The organism is Kocuria sp. APC 4018, assembly GCF_030407675.1.
In the GTDB taxonomy this organism is placed as follows: domain Bacteria; phylum Actinomycetota; class Actinomycetes; order Actinomycetales; family Micrococcaceae; genus Kocuria; species Kocuria rhizophila.
On sequence record NZ_JASDCY010000061.1, the window covers coordinates 1 to 16,639 of the forward strand.

12 protein-coding genes are annotated in these 16,639 nt (G+C 65.6%); 1 reads left to right on the forward strand and 11 read right to left on the reverse strand.

Going from position 1 to position 16,639, the window contains the following annotated elements; genetic code table 11:
* Positions 1 to 278: 278 nt before the first annotated feature.
* Together QL985_RS10045 and QL985_RS10050 are read right to left on the reverse strand one after the other, a co-directional pair.
* Positions 279 to 1,481 (reverse strand): acyl-CoA dehydrogenase family protein, encoded by a 1,203-nt coding sequence (locus tag QL985_RS10045; protein WP_259905500.1) that lies wholly within the window; start codon positions 1,479 to 1,481, stop codon positions 279 to 281.
* Positions 1,478 to 2,656, reverse strand: coding sequence for a CoA transferase (locus tag QL985_RS10050; RefSeq protein ID WP_259905501.1), 1,179 nt, complete (start codon positions 2,654 to 2,656; stop codon positions 1,478 to 1,480). The genes QL985_RS10045 and QL985_RS10050 overlap by 4 nt, the downstream gene beginning before the upstream one ends.
* Before the next feature lie 117 nt (positions 2,657 to 2,773).
* Between QL985_RS10050 and QL985_RS10055 the strand changes: the two genes are divergently transcribed.
* The gene (locus QL985_RS10055; protein WP_259905502.1) at positions 2,774 to 3,697 is read left to right on the forward strand and encodes a LysR substrate-binding domain-containing protein; all 924 of its coding nucleotides are present in this window, start codon (positions 2,774 to 2,776) and stop codon (positions 3,695 to 3,697) included.
* Between the two features lie 6 nt (positions 3,698 to 3,703).
* On the opposite strand, the gene QL985_RS10060 is transcribed toward QL985_RS10055, so the two are convergent.
* From QL985_RS10060 to QL985_RS10100, 9 genes are all read right to left on the reverse strand, one after another.
* Positions 3,704 to 4,579, reverse strand: coding sequence for a 3-hydroxyacyl-CoA dehydrogenase family protein (locus QL985_RS10060; RefSeq protein ID WP_259905503.1), 876 nt, complete (start codon positions 4,577 to 4,579; stop codon positions 3,704 to 3,706).
* Complete coding sequence (locus QL985_RS10065) at positions 4,576 to 5,418, reverse strand: enoyl-CoA hydratase-related protein (RefSeq protein WP_259905504.1); 843 nt, start codon at positions 5,416 to 5,418, stop codon at positions 4,576 to 4,578. The genes QL985_RS10060 and QL985_RS10065 overlap by 4 nt, the downstream gene beginning before the upstream one ends.
* A 172-nt stretch (positions 5,419 to 5,590) precedes the next feature.
* Positions 5,591 to 7,702 (reverse strand): TRAP transporter permease, encoded by a 2,112-nt coding sequence (locus QL985_RS10070; RefSeq protein ID WP_259905505.1) that lies wholly within the window; start codon positions 7,700 to 7,702, stop codon positions 5,591 to 5,593.
* Complete coding sequence (locus QL985_RS10075) at positions 7,668 to 8,930, reverse strand: TAXI family TRAP transporter solute-binding subunit (protein ID WP_290147774.1); 1,263 nt, start codon at positions 8,928 to 8,930, stop codon at positions 7,668 to 7,670. The genes QL985_RS10070 and QL985_RS10075 overlap by 35 nt, the downstream gene beginning before the upstream one ends.
* Positions 8,931 to 9,213: 283 nt before the next feature.
* Positions 9,214 to 9,447: a hypothetical protein gene (locus QL985_RS10080; protein WP_311199820.1), complete on the reverse strand. Its 234-nt coding sequence runs from the start codon at positions 9,445 to 9,447 to the stop codon at positions 9,214 to 9,216.
* Positions 9,448 to 9,570: 123 nt separating this feature from the next.
* On the reverse strand, positions 9,571 to 9,867 hold the full coding sequence (locus QL985_RS10085; protein WP_259905507.1) for a hypothetical protein: 297 nt from the start codon (positions 9,865 to 9,867) through the stop codon (positions 9,571 to 9,573).
* A 243-nt stretch (positions 9,868 to 10,110) separates the two neighbouring features.
* Positions 10,111 to 13,311 carry a type I restriction endonuclease gene (locus tag QL985_RS10090; protein ID WP_259905509.1) on the reverse strand — a complete coding sequence of 1,067 codons (3,201 nt, stop codon included), beginning with the start codon at positions 13,309 to 13,311 and terminating at the stop codon, positions 10,111 to 10,113.
* Positions 13,312 to 13,320: 9 nt separating this feature from the next.
* Positions 13,321 to 14,583, reverse strand: coding sequence for a hypothetical protein (locus QL985_RS10095; protein ID WP_259905512.1), 1,263 nt, complete (start codon positions 14,581 to 14,583; stop codon positions 13,321 to 13,323).
* Positions 14,580 to 16,553: a class I SAM-dependent DNA methyltransferase gene (locus QL985_RS10100; protein WP_290147775.1), complete on the reverse strand. Its 1,974-nt coding sequence runs from the start codon at positions 16,551 to 16,553 to the stop codon at positions 14,580 to 14,582. Before QL985_RS10100 ends, QL985_RS10095 begins: the two co-directional genes overlap by 4 nt.
* Positions 16,554 to 16,639: the final 86 nt, after the last annotated feature.

Here is a 16,639-nt window from a genome sequence, read left to right on the forward strand (position 1 = left end):
GGACGGCGGACCTCATCGGAAGACAGCGGGCGGGTCCCCTCGGAGATGGTGGACCCGGCCCTCCATGGTGGCACGATCCGCCGGGACCCGGCTGTGAGCCGCACGTCACGGTGCTGGACGCCCGCTCGGAGCGAACCGGGCCCCGGGCATCGGGATGGGCATCAACCGCGGGCGCGCACTCCGGGGAGCTCGGCGCCGGAACCAGCCGCGGGCGCGCGGTCCGGGGACGCGGGCCTGGGGCGGCGACGGGGCGTGGTCTGCAGAGCCGCGCCCCGGGATCAGCGGCGGGAGCGCGTGAACGCGGAGACCCCCGTGATGGCGCGGCCCACGATGAGTGCCTGGACGGAGTCCGTGCCCTCGTACGTGGAGACCACCTCCATGTCCGTGAGGTGGCGGCCGATGTGGTTCTCCAGCAGCAGCCCGTTGCCACCCAGCATGTCCCGGGCGGTGCGGCACATGTCCAGGGCCTTGCGGGACGTGGTCATCTTCACCAGTGAGGCCATGGCGTCCGTGAGCTGGTCGTTCTCCTGCAGCTGGGCCATACGGGTGCACATCAGCTGCAGGGAGGTCAGGTCCGAGAGCATGGTGGCCAGGCGCTCCTGCACCAGCTGGTAGTTGGCGATCGGCATGCCGAACTGCTCGCGCTCCAGGGCGTAGTTGGCGGCGATCTCGAATGCCGCCATGCCGTGGCCCACGGCCTCCCAGGACGCACCACCGCGCGTGGCCTTGAGCACTTTATTGACGTCCTTGAAGCTGTGGCAGTTCTCCAGGCGGTTCTCGTCCGCGATCCGCAGGTCCTCGATCACGATGTCCGCCTGGTTGATGGCGCGCTTGCCGATCTTGCCGGCGATGACCTCGGGGCGGTAGCCCTGCGGGTACTGGCCGCCCGCCTGCTTCTCCACCACGAAGCACTTGACCTGCCCGTCCGCCTCGTCCCGCGCGTAGAGGACGATCACGTCCGCGGCGTGGCCGTTGCCGATCCAGCGCTTGTGCCCGTTGAGCACCCAGTGGTCCCCGTCCCGGCGCGCGGAGGTCTCCAGGGAGACGGAGTCCGAGCCGTGGGTGGGCTCGGTGAGGGCGAAGGCCCCGGTCTTCTCGATCCTTGCCATGGTGGGCAGCCACCGCTGGCGCTGCTCCTCGTTGCCGAGCATGTAGATGCTGCCCATGCACAGGTTGGAGTGCACGCCGAAGAACGTGTTCACGGAGCCGTCGATCCGGCCCATCTCCCGGGCGACCAGGCCAGCCGCCTGGCGGGAGAGCCCCGGGCAGCCGTAGCCCTCGATGAACGTGCCCACGATGCCCAGGTCCGCGAGGCCCTGGAACACGGGCAGGGGATGCTCACCGGCCTCCCACGCCTCGTTGATGGTGGGCAGCACGTGCTCCCGGCCGTAGGCCCGCACGCGGTCCCGCAGGGCGGTCTCCTCGGCGGAGAGCTCCTGGTCCAGGAGGAAGAAGTCGGGGTTCTCGAGCAGTTCGCTCATGATGGGTCCTTTCGGTGGGAGCGGAGCCACTGCATAACGGCCTCGCGGTCTGCGTCGAGGGCGGGTGGCGCCTTGTCGTAAGTGACCGGGGTGCGGCTGTAGCTGACGGGGTTCTTGATGAGGGGCACGGTCTCCTCGCCTCGTCCTACCTGGACCACCGGGTGCAGTCCGAGGGACTCGGCATACTGCACACCCTCGGGGACGGTCAGGATGGGCGCGCACGGCACGCCCTCGGCCTGTAGTCGCTGCGCCCAGGCTTCCGCCGTGTCCCGGGCGAGGGCCTCGTTGAGCAGGGGACGCAGCTCCTCGCGGTGGTCATTGCGGTGCTCCACGCTGTCGAATCGGGGGTCCTGGATGAGGTCGGGCATGTCCAGGACGGTGGAGAAGCGCGTGAATTGGGAATCGTTGGCCACCGTGATAATGAGATCTTTGTCCGCGGTGGGGAAGGGGCCATAGGGGAAGAGGCTGGGGTGCTCATTGCCCAGGCGCTGCGGATCATTGCCGCACGCGGCATAGCCTGTGGTCTGATTGACCAGTCCAGACAGTGCTGCGGAGAACAGATCCAGTTCAACATGCTGGCCGCGCCCGGAGCGCGTACGCTCCTGCAGTGCACCAAGGACGGCCACAGCGGCATGCAGTCCGGTGATTACGTCGAACAGTGCCACTCCTCCACGTTGGGGAGGCCCGTCGGGGAACCCGGTCACGGACATGAACCCGGACACTCCCTGGACGAGAAGGTCGTATCCAGGCAGGTGGGCACCACCATCCGTGCCGAATCCGGTGATGCTCGCGTGCACGAGCTCCGGCCACCGTTCGGCCACGGAGGCGGCGTCCAGACCGAACTGCGCGAGACCTCCCGGTTTGAAGTTCTCGATGAACACGTCCGCAGCGTCGATGATCTCGTACGCGGTCTCTCGATCCGCAGGGTCCTTAAGATCAAGCACTACTGAGTGCTTGTTGCGGTTTACGGACAGGTAGTAGGTCCCGATGCCGCGGAAGCTCGGGGGCTTGTACAGTCTGGTGTCATCCCCGGTGGGTCCCTCCACCTTGATCACGGTGGCGCCCATGTCCGCAAGCAACATGGTGCAGTAGGGCCCGGCCAAGATGCGCGAGAAGTCTGCGACAACAATGCCGCTGAGGGGTCCTTCGGCCGAGGACGTTGTGCTGAGGGTCATGAATCCTCCACCAGTAGATGTGTTTTACCCCACAAAACCACCGCTATTGGGTTCTGTCCAATACAGAAAAACCGGTCCGTTGATGCGTATTTGACAACAATCCCGTAGTCTCGCGCCATGGAAGTTCACGAGGCACGCGCGTTCCTGGCTGTGGCGGAGGAGCTGCATTTCGGGCGGGCGGCAGCAAACCTCCGGATCGCGCAACCTCCCCTCAGTCGGCTGATCAAGAACATCGAGAAGTCCCTGGGCACCGAACTGTTCGAGCGCAGTACCCGTCAGGTGTCCCTTACTCCGGCCGGCGCGGCGCTGGTGGATCCCGCGAAGGCACTCGTGGCGGCCTCGGAGCAGGCGCGAGCCGCGGTGGCGAAATCCGTGGCGGGGGAGACCGGCAGGGTGCGCCTGGGCTTCGCGGGCGCTTCCATCAACCGCAAAGTGGGGGAGCTTGCCCGCCACATCCGCACCCACCGCCCGGGGGTGCACATGGAGCTGCACGGCTCACAGTTCTCCCACACCGCTCTCGAGAAGGTGCTGGACGGCGCCCTAGACGTTGCGATCGGGCGCTGGGACTTCATCCCCGCGGAGCTGCGCTCGTGTGTCCTCGGCCGTGAGGAGGTCATGGTGGTGCTACCCAGCAACCACCGCCTGGCCGAGGCCCCGCGTGTAGATATCGCTGAGCTCGCGGACGAGTCCTGGGTGGTGTTGCCCACCGGCCCCGGGGCGGCGTTGCAGAACCGGCTCATATCGCTGGCCACCGCTGCGGGCTTCGTCCCGCGCGTGGCCCAGGTGGCGCCGGATTCGTGGACGCTCGTGGTGCTGGTAGCCGCCCAGATCGGCTGTGCTCTGAGCCTGGACAGCGTGCGGGACAACGTGTCCTCGGACGGTGTGGTTTTCAGGGCGCTCACTGGACAGCAACGCCCGCTAGACGTGCAGCTCGTGTGGCGCGCCGCAGATCCGAACCCGGCCCTGCATGCTGTGGTGAACCTCGCCCGGAACTTGTACGGGGACCCCCGCGGCCAGGCCGCAGAGGTTCCCGGGAGCTGACAGGTCCTACTCGTAGTCGTACCAGCCGTGGCCGGTCTTGCGGCCGTAGTCACCGGCCTCGTACTTCTCCTTGACGGACTCCGCGGGGAGGCTCGCTGGATCGCCCGTCTGCTCGTACTCGGCCAGGCGGATCAGGTAGACCACGTCGATGCCCACCATGTCCATGAGCTCGAACGGACCCATGGGGTGGTTCAGGGCGGTCTTGGCGGCCACGTCGATGTCCTTGTAGTCCGCCACACCGTCCTCGTAGAGCTTCAGCGCCTCGGAGCGCAGTGCGCCCAGCAGGCGGTTGGCCACGAAGCCCGGGACCTCCTTCTTGAGCTCCACGGGGGCCTTGCCGATCGAGCGGGCCAGCTCCATGGCGGTCTCCACGGTCTCGCGGGAGGTGCCCTCGTGCGGGACCACCTCCACGCACTTCATCACCAGCGCCGGGTTGAAGAAGTGCACGTTGCACACCTTCTCCGGGCGGTGGGTGGCGTCCGCCACCCGCGAGGACACGATGTTGGAGGAGTTCGTGGCCAGGATGGTGTGCTCGGGGCACACCGCATCCAGCTCTGCGAAGACCTGGCGCTTGATGGTGAGGTCCTCCACCGCGGCCTCGATCACGAAGTCCGCCTGCGCGGCGCACGCGTCCCGGTCCGTGGAGAACGTCAGGCGCTCGAAGGCTGCGTCCACGTCCTGCTGGGTGCGGCGGCCCTTGCTGACGTCCCGGTCCATGCGGGAGTGCAGCTGCTCGGACGCGCGGTCCACGGCCTCCTGCTTGATGTCCACCACGTCCGTGTCGTAGCCCGCCAGGGCGCACACCATGGCGATCTGGGAGCCCATGGCCCCGGCGCCGACCACGGTGATGTGCTGGATCTCCTGCAACGGGTTCTCGCTCACTTGCTCACGTCCTTCTGTGCGTTCTGAGGCGTTTGCTGAGGCGCGTCCTTCTGTGCCGCCGTGCGGAAATCCGGGGTGCGCTTCTCCAGGAACGCGGTGGTTCCCTCGGCCTTCTCCGCGCTGCTGTAGAGCACGGACTGGGCCAGGCGCTCCAGCAGGATCCCGGTCTGGTGGTCCACGTCGAAGCCGTGGCGGATCACGGTCTTGGCCAGCTGGATGGCCAGCGGGCCCTTGGCCATGATGGCGTGCGCCGTCTCGCGGGCGGTGTCCAGCAGCTGGTCCGGCTCCACCACCTGGGTCACGAGTCCCATGGCCAGGGCGTCCTCGGCCTTCACCCGGCGCCCGGTGAGCACGATCTCGGTGGCCCGGCCCAGGCCCACGAGCTTGGCCAGGCGCTGCGTGCCGCCCGCGGCGGGCATGATGCCCAGCCCGGTCTCGGGCAGCGCGAACTGCGCGTTGGTGGAGGCCACGCGGATGTCGCACGCCAGGGCCAGCTCGTGCCCGCCGCCGAACGCGTAGCCGTTCACGGCCGCGATGGTGGGCTTGGGGAACTGCTCCACCTGTTCGTACACGCCCTGCATGGTGGCCTTCAGCCCGTCCTTGGGCGTGCGCACCGCGAGCTCGTTGATGTCCGCGCCCGCCACGAACGCCTTGTCCCCGGCGCCCGTGAAGATCAGGACCTGCACGCCGTCGTCCTCCGCGAGCTGCGCGAGGGTCTCGGTGATGGCCCGCAGCACGGTGGCGTTGATCGCGTTGCGCACCTCCGGCCGGTTCACGGTGACCAGGGCGATCCCGTCCGTGACGTCCACGGTCAGGACGTCGGTGTTCTCTGTGCTCATGGGGCGTTCTCCTTGCTGTGCTCGTGCGGGATCGTGCGGCCCGCGCTCGTCGTCACCTTCTTTCATACCGCGCGAGGGTGACGCGGGCCGCACTCGTGGGGGATTCATTCCGATCCGGCATCAATCCGGTGCGGTGCGGGCAATGCGCTCGGGGGTTGCACTCGGCGGCCGGTCACGCGCCCTGGGGAACCCGGGTGATCTCCCCGGTTTCCGGGTCGACGACGGGGCGGGGCTTCCTGAGGCGCGCCAGCGCGGCCGCGGCGACCACGAGGGCGAGGCCGATGACCGTGACGAGCACGCCGGGCAGGAACATCATGAATCCGCCCACGGCGAGAACGACCCGCAGGTACACGGGCAGCTGCCGCTCCACGAACGTGAGCCACCCGCCCATGGCCCCGGCGATCGCGTAGACCGCCACCAGGCTGGAGAGGAAGGCCAGCACGATGTGCATCGGCTCCCCCTGGGCCACCAGAGCGGGGTTGAGCGCGAACCCGAACGGCACCACGTACTTCACCGCGCCGAGCTTCATGGCGGAGAAGCACGTGGCCATGGGGGAGGCCTTGGAGATGCCGGCCGCCGCGAACGCCGCGAGCCCCACGGGCGGGGTGATGTAGGAGACCGAGGCCCAGTAGATGACGAACAGGTGCGCGGCGATCGGGTCCACGCCCAGAGCCGTGACGGCCGGGACCATCACGATGGCCAGGAACACGTACGCGGCGGAGATCGTGAGCCCCATGCCGAGCACGAAGCACACCACGGCGCCGGCGATCAGGATGAGCACCACGTTGTCGCCCACCAGGGCCACCAGGTCGCGGGACAGGGACAGCGCCACGCCCGTGGCGGTGAGCCCGCCCAGGATCAGGCCCACACCCGCGATGATCCCCACGATCTGCGCGAGTGTTTTGCCCACGTCCACGCCCATGTCCACCCACTGGCGGGGGCCGAACGTGACGCTGGGTTTGATCAGGGCGATCAGCAGCAGGATGGCCACCACCCAGTAGGGCACCTGGGCCTCGGAGTCCGTGGTGAACAGCAGCACCGTGAGCACGGCCAGCGCCCCGATGTACGGCCAGCCCATGGCCAGGGCGTGGCGGGCACGGGGGAGCAGGTTCTTGGGCGTGCCCCGCAGCCCGCGCTGGGCGGCGTAGCCGTCGATCTGCAGGAAGATGCCCAGGAAGTAGAGGATCGCGGGGATCGTGGCTGCCACCAGGATGGAGGTGTAGGGCACGCCCACGAAGGAGACCATGAGGAACGCGGCAGTGCCCATGATGGGCGGGGTGATGGAGCCGCCGGAGGACGCGGTGGCCTCCACGGCGCCGGCCACCCGGGCACTGAACCCGGAGCGCTTCATGGCCGGGATGGTCATGGGTCCCGTGGTCAGCACGTTGGACACCGCCGAGCCGCTCATCATGCCCATGGCGGCAGAGCTCGCCACGGCCACCTTGGCGGAACCGCCGCGGTAGCGGCCGAACACGGCCATGGACAGCTCGTGGAAGAAGTCCGCACCGCCGGTGTGCTGCAGCACCACGCCGAACAGGAGGAAGCCCACCAGGATGGTGCCTGCGGTCTGCAGGGGAAGGCCCAGCACGCTGTCCACGCCCATAGTGTGCACCTGGGCCAGGGTGGGCAGGTCGTAGGAGATGCCCTGCAGGAACGACAGCGGGATGATCCCCGCGAACAGGGGGTACACGGAGAACAGGAATGCGATGACCAGCACCACCCACCCGGCGGCCCGGCGCAGGGTCTCCAGGATCAGGGCCCAGAACACGAAGCTCAGCACGGTGGCCAGGGTGGGGGCTATGAACTGCCAGCCGTAAACCTGAATCTCCAGACCGTGCCAGGCGAAATATGCACAACTGCCGACTACCAACAGGATAATTACTATGTCATACCAGGGGACGCCTGAACGACTCAGCGTATCTGGAACCCCTGGTCGGGGCTTCCTGAGAGGGGTTGCGATAAACACGATAGGAACAAATATGGCAAGCAGAAGATAAAGGAACGAGTTGGATGGAATTGCAATTCCCCCAAGATTCCAAAAAAACACCTGATTCATGGTCAGTAAGATGCCAAGTGCGGTTAAGGCGATAATGATAGTGCGCCAGAAAGGTGTTAGGCGTGGACTCGAGACATGCAACGATATTTCCGAAGGGAGTGAAGGGGTGGCCGCGTGGTCGACATTCACAGAATTAAAGTTACCGAGGTCCCCATAGCTTGGTGGGTATTCTGCAATCGGTGCGCATCCTTCGCTATGGAGGGCAGAAGATTTCTGCGGAGACTTCATGCCTGCCCTCCAGAGGTAGTGGTAGACGGTTGTTGACCAGGAAGTGTGCCAGGAACTCGAGGGAGCTCGGGCAGGTTGGCCTTCTTCCAGTCCACCCAAGCTTTCGACGCGGATTTTTATCCGTTTGATTGCTCCAAAAATCTGGCCACGCGTCCAGCATGAGGCGCTCGCGCTCCACGAGTGCCGTTTGTCGTGATTGCAAGTCCGCGTTCCATCGTTTCTTGTCAATCAGAAATTGCACCATCGCGTCATGGAACGGAATAACCAGCGGGGTAAGCTGGATTTCGTTCGCAGCAAAACGGTGGGCGTCCGGCGTGGTGTTCTTGTAGTACTCAAAGTTTTCATCCATGTCCTGCACTAGACGGGACACCTCATCCGACGGGCGGTCGGCCAGGGTCACCAGCGGAATAGTGTACTGCATATTGGTAACAGTCTGCCCCTTTTCTAGGCCTGCTCCTTCTGAAAATTTCCCGGGCTTGGTGGTGGGCGCCAGGTCCTCCCAGGTCGCATACTTAGATGGGTCGGAGCCGCCCATGTCCAGCCACTCGATGGGGTACTGTGACGCAAGTTCGGACACATTGGCTCCCACTACGTTTTGATACAGCGTGTCGATCTTGCCCGTCTTTAGGGCCTCAATCTGGGCGCTGTAGGCAATATCAACCATGCTTACGTCCTCACTCGTGAGACCGCCATAGTTCAAAATCGCCTCGATTTTCTTCGCAGCGGAAGAAATTCCGATCAGCTTAGGCACCTTCTTGCCTCGCAATTCACTGACACTTCTGATTCCGCTGTCTTTGCGGACCAAGAGACCGTAGTTTCCTGGCGGGCTCCAGACCAGGCGTAACCGTTGCGGTCCCCACCGTTCCGCTGCGAATTCGTCGTTGCCTTCGAACGCGTAGTAGTACTCGTCGCTCGTTCGCGAGTACTGTGCCGTCCCGTTGATCAGCGGCGCCAGGCGCCCGATGCCGGTGTCCGAGGTCATCAGCCGGATCTGCCGACCCGTCTTCTGGGTCAGGGTGTTGGCCACCGCGGCGAGGTCGTTGTACGTGCCCGTGCCCACTCCGAACGTGGACCACACGAGCTGCTGGGAGCCACCGGCGGCCGTCGAGCCGCCCGAGCACCCGGCCACGCCGGCCAGTACGGGTAACGACGCCGCTGCGGCCAGGAGCGCGCGGCGGTTGAGGGTACGCGGCATGGTGCCTCCACTGAACTGGTCCGACGGATCCACCGGGCCCTGCTTCCTGCCCAAGAGGGTGCGGCCAGGGGAACCGGAGGTTCTCAGTCATACAGCCATGGAGTGATCCACGACACTTACTCGCGAGTTTTATGCGTAACGGGTATCAGTGGTGGTTGGGGCGGGCAACGCCGGGCCGGGTTGCGACACGGGTGAGTGCCGATGGCGGTCTCTGGAAGTGCGCTCATGGCGCGGCGCGAAAGGTTCGGGCCCAGCCACTGAGGTGGGCCTCAGGCACCCTTCCGTGCATGCACCTGCGGGAAAAGGCCGGAGATCCTCAACCCTTGATGGGCCGCTCGACGGGTTCTTCGTCATCGAGCCACTCCACGGGGTCGTTGCGAAGACCAGCGGCCAGGGCGGTGGCTGTTTCCTTCCACGACGTGAGTTCGGCGACGGCCAGGTGCGGCTGCCCGGTTGAGGACGACAGCCGTGCGGCCTGCAGGATGTCATGTGCGCAGTCCGCCCGCCCCTGCGGGGAGAGGTCCTGCATCCAGGGGAACGTCTCGTTCATGTCTTCATCGTAGATTCGACGGGCGCCTGGCAGAGATCCTCCGCCCGCGGCGTCTGAGGCTGTAGTTCCCCCGTTCGAGGCTGATCAGCGGTTGGATGGCGTCTCGACTCATCGCGCTCGGTGTCAGTGCCGTGCATCTGTGGCCTCCCCTTCTGCCACGGTGTGGCGATAGGCCTGCACATCCGCCAGCAGACGACGCCGCTGGTCCCGGACCCTGCGCTCCTCACGGTTTCGCGCGGCTTCCTGCGCCGCCCGCTTGCGGGCCGCCGTGCCCGGTGCGGGAATCTGGCCGATCGTGAGCCCCAGCAGCCCCATCATGAGAGCCCAGGTGCTCTCGTGCCACACGAACTGCAGGAGCAGCGCGACCACCACGCACAGCAGGGAGATGATCCCGGGCAGGAATTTCTCGATCTGGTTCACGGGCGCTCCTCGGGTGCTGGCCCCGCATGGCGCGAGGCGTGGGCTGGTCTTCCTTCACGCTGACAGACCCGAGCGGACAGCGCATCAGCCGAACGGCCACTCTCCCCGGCCGTTGGCCGTCTGCCGCGCCCCCGCCCGCCCTCAGCCGGAAACGTCTGCCGAGAAGACGGCCAGCACACGGTCGCCAGACACCACGGCAGCCCAGACACCACGGAGGCCCAGCCATCCCGGACGCCCCGCGCCCTACCCCGCCTGCCCTCGCAGCCGCTCGTAGAACCCCGCCGCCATGGCCAGGGACACCAGCTCGTCGGTGGGCATGTCCTGCAGGAGCTTCGCGAACTTCTCGGAGAGGTCGTTGTGCCGCCACACGCTGTCCTCCAGCACCACCCGCAGCTCGGGGGAGCGGGCGAAGTCCGCTGGCGTGTTGTTGCGGGCCTGCTGACGGAGGTTCTCGTTCTCCTGGGCCGGGGTGAGCCACAGGTCCACGGAGGTGACCTTGTACTCGTCCGAGGCATCCAGCCCGCCCAGGTACTTGTTCACCTTCTCCACCAGCTCGGCCTTGGCGGCGCGTTCGCGCTCCGCCTGCTTGCTCATGCCCACCTCGGTGAGCCCGCGCAGCCCCTCGGCCTGGTCTTCCTGTAATTTCAAGTCTTCTTCGCGCTGCTTCTCCAGGTGGTAGTGCGTGAGCACCACGTCCTCCGCGGTGACCGTCTCGGGGATCTCGGTGTCCAGCCTGGCGTTGAGCTGGCGCCCCAGCAGGTCCGCGAACACGGAGAGCTTGACGAACTCCGGGTCCCCGAAGTTGAGGATCTGCGAGAAGAACGCGTAGGACGTCACGTACTGGCCCAGCAGGGAACGGAACTCCTCGAGCGTGTCCCGCTCCGCGGCGTCGTCGCCCGCGCGCTCCCAGCGGTCCATGAAACGGGAGACAGCGGGGTCCAGGCCCGGGAGCAGTGCGGTGTGCCGGCCGTGGACGTGGTTCCACGCGTCCCACACCTGGTCCACCTCCGCGTCCGTGAAGATGGCGGCGGCCTTGAGCTTCTCCAGCTGCTTGATCACCAGGTCCAGGTCCGAGGGGGTCTTGATCTCCGCGTCCTCGTAGTACTCCTGGAACGCGGCGAGGATCTGGTCCGGATCGTTCACGAAGTCCAGCACGTACGTGTCCGTCTTGCCGTCCATGCGGCGGTTGAGCCGGGACAGCGTCTGCACGGCGGCGATGCCGGAGAGCTGCTTGTCCACGTACATGCCAACCAGCAGCGGTTGATCGAAGCCGGTCTGGTACTTGTTCGCGACGATCAGGATGTTCTGGTCGTCCTGATTGAACACCGCCGCGAGGTCCCGCCCGCGCACGTCCGGGTTCATGGACGCCTCGGTCACCTCGGGGCGCTCGCCGTCCCCGATCACCGCCACGTCCGGGTCCGGCAGCGCGCCGGAGAACGCCACTAAGGTCTTCAGCGGCAGGTTCTCGCGCTCGATGTGGCGCTGGAACGCGCGCTGGTACTGCACCGCGGCCGCGCGCGAGCCGGTGACCACCATGGCCTTGCCGCGCCCGTTCAGCGCGGGCTGCACAGTGGTGAGGTAGTGCTTGACGATCACGTCCACCTTGGAGCTCACGTTCGTGGGGTGCAGCTCCACAAATCCGATGTATGCGCGCGTGCCCCGGCGCACGTCCACCTCGCCGCCATCCGCACTCTCCCCGGACGACGACGCCGCTCCCGCGCCCTCCCTGCCGCCCGTCCCGTTTCCGCCGGGCACGTTCGCGGGGTCCGAACCCCGCAGCGCGATCTTGGCCACGCGCTCGTAGGTGGTGTAGTTCTTCAGCACGTCCAGGATGAAGCCCTCCTGGATGGCCTGCTTCATGGAGTAGAGGTCGAACGGTTCCTTCTTGCCCGCCTCGTTGGGGGTGCCGAAGAGCTCGATGGTCTTGGCCTTGGGGGTCGCGGTGAACGCGAAGTAGCTGATCCGGTGGCCGTCGTCCGCCTGGGCGGCCATACGGACCAGGGCGTCCTGCTCGGCGCCGGGTTCCAGCTCGCCGTTCTCGTCCACCGCGGGGGAGTCGGTGCCCGTGGCCGCGGTGGGATCGTTGAGGTACAGCAGCTCCTTGACCGCGCTGGCCGCATTGCCGGACTGCGAGGAGTGGGCCTCGTCCGCAATCACCGCAAAGCGCTTGCCCTCGAACGAGCCGCCCTTCTCGCGGATCTGGGACAGCGCATAGGGGAAGGTCTGCAGGGTCACGCCGATGATGGGCACCCCCGCCGAGAGCGCCTCGATGAGCTGCCCGGTCTTGGAACCCTCCGAGCCCGAGGTGATGGGCTGGAACTGACCCGTGCTGTTGACCAGCTGGTCCACGGCGTCCTGCAGCTGGCGGTCCAGCACCTGGCGGTCCGCGATCACGAAGACGGTGTCGAACACCTTCTCACCCGCAGCCGTGTGGAGCGTGGCCATGCGGTGGGCGGTCCACGCAATCGAATCTGTCTTGCCGGAACCGGCGGAGTGCTGGATGAGGTACTTGTGACCCGGGCCGTCCTCACGGGCCGCGGCGGTGAGCCGGCTGACCGCGCGCCACTGGTGGTAGCGGGGGAAGCGGATCTGAGCACGGTCGATCTCCGCACCCGTGCGCGGATCCACCTTCTTCTGGTGGTTCACGTACACGAACTTGGTGAGGATGCTCAGCCACGTGTCCCGCTGCAGGGTCTCCTCCCAGAAGTACGAGGAGCGCGCACCGTGCGGGTTGGGCGGGTTGCCCGCGCCGTTGTGGTGGCCGCGGTTGAAGGGCAGGAACGACGTCCCCGGGCCCTTCAACTCGGTGGTCATGTAGACGTCGTGGTCCGTGAGCGCGAAGTGCACGAGTGCGCCCCGGAACGGGGTCAGCAGGGGCTCACCGGCGGGCGTGCGGTCGTTTTCGTACTGCTTGATCGCGGCTTGGAGCGACTGGGTGAAGTCGGTCTTGATCTCCACCGTGGCCACCGGCAGGCCGTTGAGGAAGAACACCAGGTCGATCCGGTCCGCCTTGCGGGTGGAGTAGACGACCTCCTGGACCACGCGCAGCCGGTTCTGGGCGTAGCGCGCGGCAATCTGGGGGTTGCGGTCATCCGCCGGGGGCATCTGCAGCATCTTGAAGCGGCGTGCACCGGGCACCATGAACCCCTTGCGGAGCACGTTCAGCACCCCGCCGCCGTCCCGCTCGGGCTGGGAGAGCTGACTGGTGAGCCGGTCCAGGACGCGACGCTCACCCTTGGCCCGGGCGGCATCGTCACCGTGGGGCGGGACGACCTTGGCGAAGTTCTCCGGGTCCGTGTCCTCGAGCCAGCCCAGGACGTCCTCCGGGAAGACGGCGCGCTCCTTGTCGTACCCCTCCGAGGTGGAGGAGTGGAGCCACCCGTGCTCCGAGAGGTAGGTGGCGATCTCCTGCTGGAGCTTCTTCTCCTGGTGCTGCTGACTCATGGGCTCTCCCTAGTTCTCCCTGTGCAGACCCTGCGCGATGTCGTCTTCCAGCTGCTCCGCGGCCGGCTTGTGTCGGGCGGTGACGTCGATCTGGCCCGTGACGGCGGCCGTGATGAGGGCGGCGCGGCGCTCGCGGGCGAGGGCTACAGCTAGACGGGCATCTTCGAGCCGCTCCTCAGTAGTCATCGAGGCATCCACGAGGCGACTGACAATCACATTTTGCTCATCCAGCGGGGGAATGTGGACGGGAATGCGTTTGAGGTCCCACACACTCACTCGCGGGGTTCTTACTTGGCCATTGTCATCTGAACCAATTCCCCGCAGTCGTTTCCGGATCTCATGCAGAAACATGTCGCTGCGCATAAGGTATTCTGCAAAAAGCGGCAAAAGATTAGGAGCGGTGCGGAGGACTGCGTAATCCGGACTCGTGATGCCATCCCACTGTGAAACGCCAACCGCTCCTTGGAACGCCCGCATTCGATTAAGAACTAGGTCACCCTTCTGCACGCGTTTGTAACGGGATAAATCCTCCGATTTTGCTTCGCTCCCGTCGCTCCTTTCTTGCCATCGGTACGCACCCAGTGTGATGGACACGGATAGAAGAAATTCCGCACGGGCACTAGGCCCAGCCTTACTGTCAATCTCCGCAATGCCACCACGAAAGTCACAGCGAGTCGCATTCGAAAAGTAAGGACGCATCAAGTCTGAACGATCAGCGGTCTGGCCCTCCCGGAGGAGCGTTGTGAATGCGTGGAGGTCGCCAATGAAAGCATCGATTTCCCTGGTCTCGTGGTCGAGGTAGTCGGCCACCCGAGTCATTTCAGTTTCGGTATGGAGCGGTATTGGTGTCGCGGCCAGTTTTTCTGCCGTTAGGTGGCGAATGGTCGCCTGGTTTGTAACGGAGTGAAAATACCCGCTGTCCAGGTGCATCTCGATGGCGTACTTTATATACCGCCCATCAGCATCAATACGGGGACGGACTCTATTGATAGAGTTCTGAAAGTGAACTCCTGGCATGTCCTGTCGAATGTGGACACTTCGCCCGATTGAACCACCCTCTACTACGAGCACGTCATTTTCTAAAATCGACAGATGGGTCATCTCCGACGGTGAAAAAGGCATTTCGGAAACCCTAAATAGAGACAGTCCATGCTCGGCGATATTCGATGCTTTAAGGTACGGTCGCATCTCCTGGCCAGCAGGGGCATCGCCGCTCTGCAACATCTTTCCCAGAGTTACGTTAGCCAGATATTTCAGTGGCACGTTTTTCACCGCTTCACCTCTTCCAGGCGCGCGCGGATGCGGCCCAGGACCTCGTCCAGGTCGCGGTCGATCTCCTCCAGCGGGCGGGGCGGGACGTACTCGTAGAAGTGGCGGGTGAAGGGGATCTCCGCGCCCTCCTTGGTCTTGGACTCGTCGATCCACGCGTCGGGCACAAAGGGCTTGACCTCGCGGTCCAGGTACTCGTGAATGTCCTCGTCCCAGGGCACGTTCTCGGTGTCCCGCAACGTGGAGTCCGCCTCGGGCTGGTTGAGGCGGCCGGTCTGCAGCTCGCCCTCCTCGTCCCGCTCGCTCAGCTCGTTCACGATCACCTTCACCAGAGCCGGTTTCAATCGCAGACCCGCTTCGGTGGCGGCTGCCATGAACTCATTGGTGAACCGCGCGCGGTTGGTGCTGACCGTGCCGTCTCCACGCTGGGACAGGCCGGTGAGTGCGGAACGGAGCGCAGCGGCGTCGTCGTCAGGGAGCCTGGAGACCTGCTTGGCGGCCATGACGCGCTCGATGCGCTCGGGTGTGCACGCGAAGTTGAGTTTGAGCGGGCGCTCCACCGTGATGGTGCGGTAGAAGAAGTCCTCGGTGCGGAAGATCTTGGAGTGTTTGGTCTCCGCGAAGTCCCGGTACAGCCGGGCGATCTCCGCGATGTTATCCGCGGAGAGCTGCTTGCGCTTGGAGCCCACCGATTTGCGCATCTTGACGAACATGTCCGTGGCGTCGATCAGCTGGACCTTGCCGCGGCGTTCCTCGGGCTTGTCCTTGGACAGCAGCCACACGTAGGTGGAGATGCCCGTGTTGTAGAACATGTCCGTGGGCAGGCCGATGATGGCCTCCAGGTAGTCGTTCTCCAGGACCCACTTGCGGATGTTCGACTCGCCGGAGCCCGCGCCGCCCGTGAACAGCGGGGAACCGTTGAGCACGATGGCCGCGCGGCCGGCTGCCTGGTTCTCGTCCGCGGAGCCCGGCTCGCGCATCTTGGAGATCATGTGCATGAGGAACAGCAGCGAGCCGTCCGAGACGCGGGGCAGGCCCGGGCCGAAACGGCCGCCGAAGCCCGCGACCGTGTGCTCGCGCTCCACCTCCTTGCGGTTCTGCTTCCAGTCCACCCCGAACGGCGGGTTGGAGAGGCAGTAGTGGAAGGTGCGGCCCCGGAACGCGGGCTCGGTGAGGGTGTTGCCCAGCACGATGTTGTCGATCGGCTGGCCCTTGACCACCATGTCCGCCTTGCAGATGGCGTAGGACGCGGGGTTGATCTCCTGGCCCAGCAGGTTCACCCGGGCGGATGGGTTCAGGGCGGTGATCTTGTCGTCCGCCACGGAGAGCATGCCTCCGGTGCCGGCCGTGGGGTCGTACACCTCGCGGATCAGGCCGGGGACGGTGAGGTCCGCATCGTCCGTGAGCAGCAGGGTGACCATTAGGTCGATGACCTCGCGCGGGGTGAAGTGCTCACCCGCGGTCTCGTTGGAGGACTCCGCGAACTTGCGGATCAGCTCCTCGAAGATGTGGCCCATCTGGTCGTTGCTGACGGCGTCCGGGTGGAGGTTGGCCTTGGAGAAGTGCTGGAGGATCTGCAGCAGGAGGTCGTGGTTGGCGAGGTCCACGATGGTGTCCTCGAAGCGGTACTTCTGGAAGATCTCCCGCACGTTCGGGGAGAACGCGTTGACGTAGTCCCGGAGGTTCTCCTCCAGGTTGTCCGGATCGCCCTGGAGAGTTTTCAGGTCATGGCGTGAGCGATTGAAGAACGTGTACGGGTGACCGGCACGATTCCGGAGCATTCCGAGCGACGGCTCCCCCCCCCCGAGGTCATGGCCGATCGCTTCGAGCACAGCGTCCTTGGTGGGGGCCAGCACAGCGTCCAGGCGGAAGAGAACCGTGAACGGCAGGATCACATCCCCGTACTCGTGCTGCTTGTAGGTACCGCGGAGGATGTCCGCGGCACCCCAGATGAAGGATGCGTGGTTGAACACTCGTGGGGCCTTACGTGGTGATCGGGAGGGCACTGCCGAGTGTAGGGCGCGGGGGTGCCGCGGACATCCTCCGCGGTACCTACAAG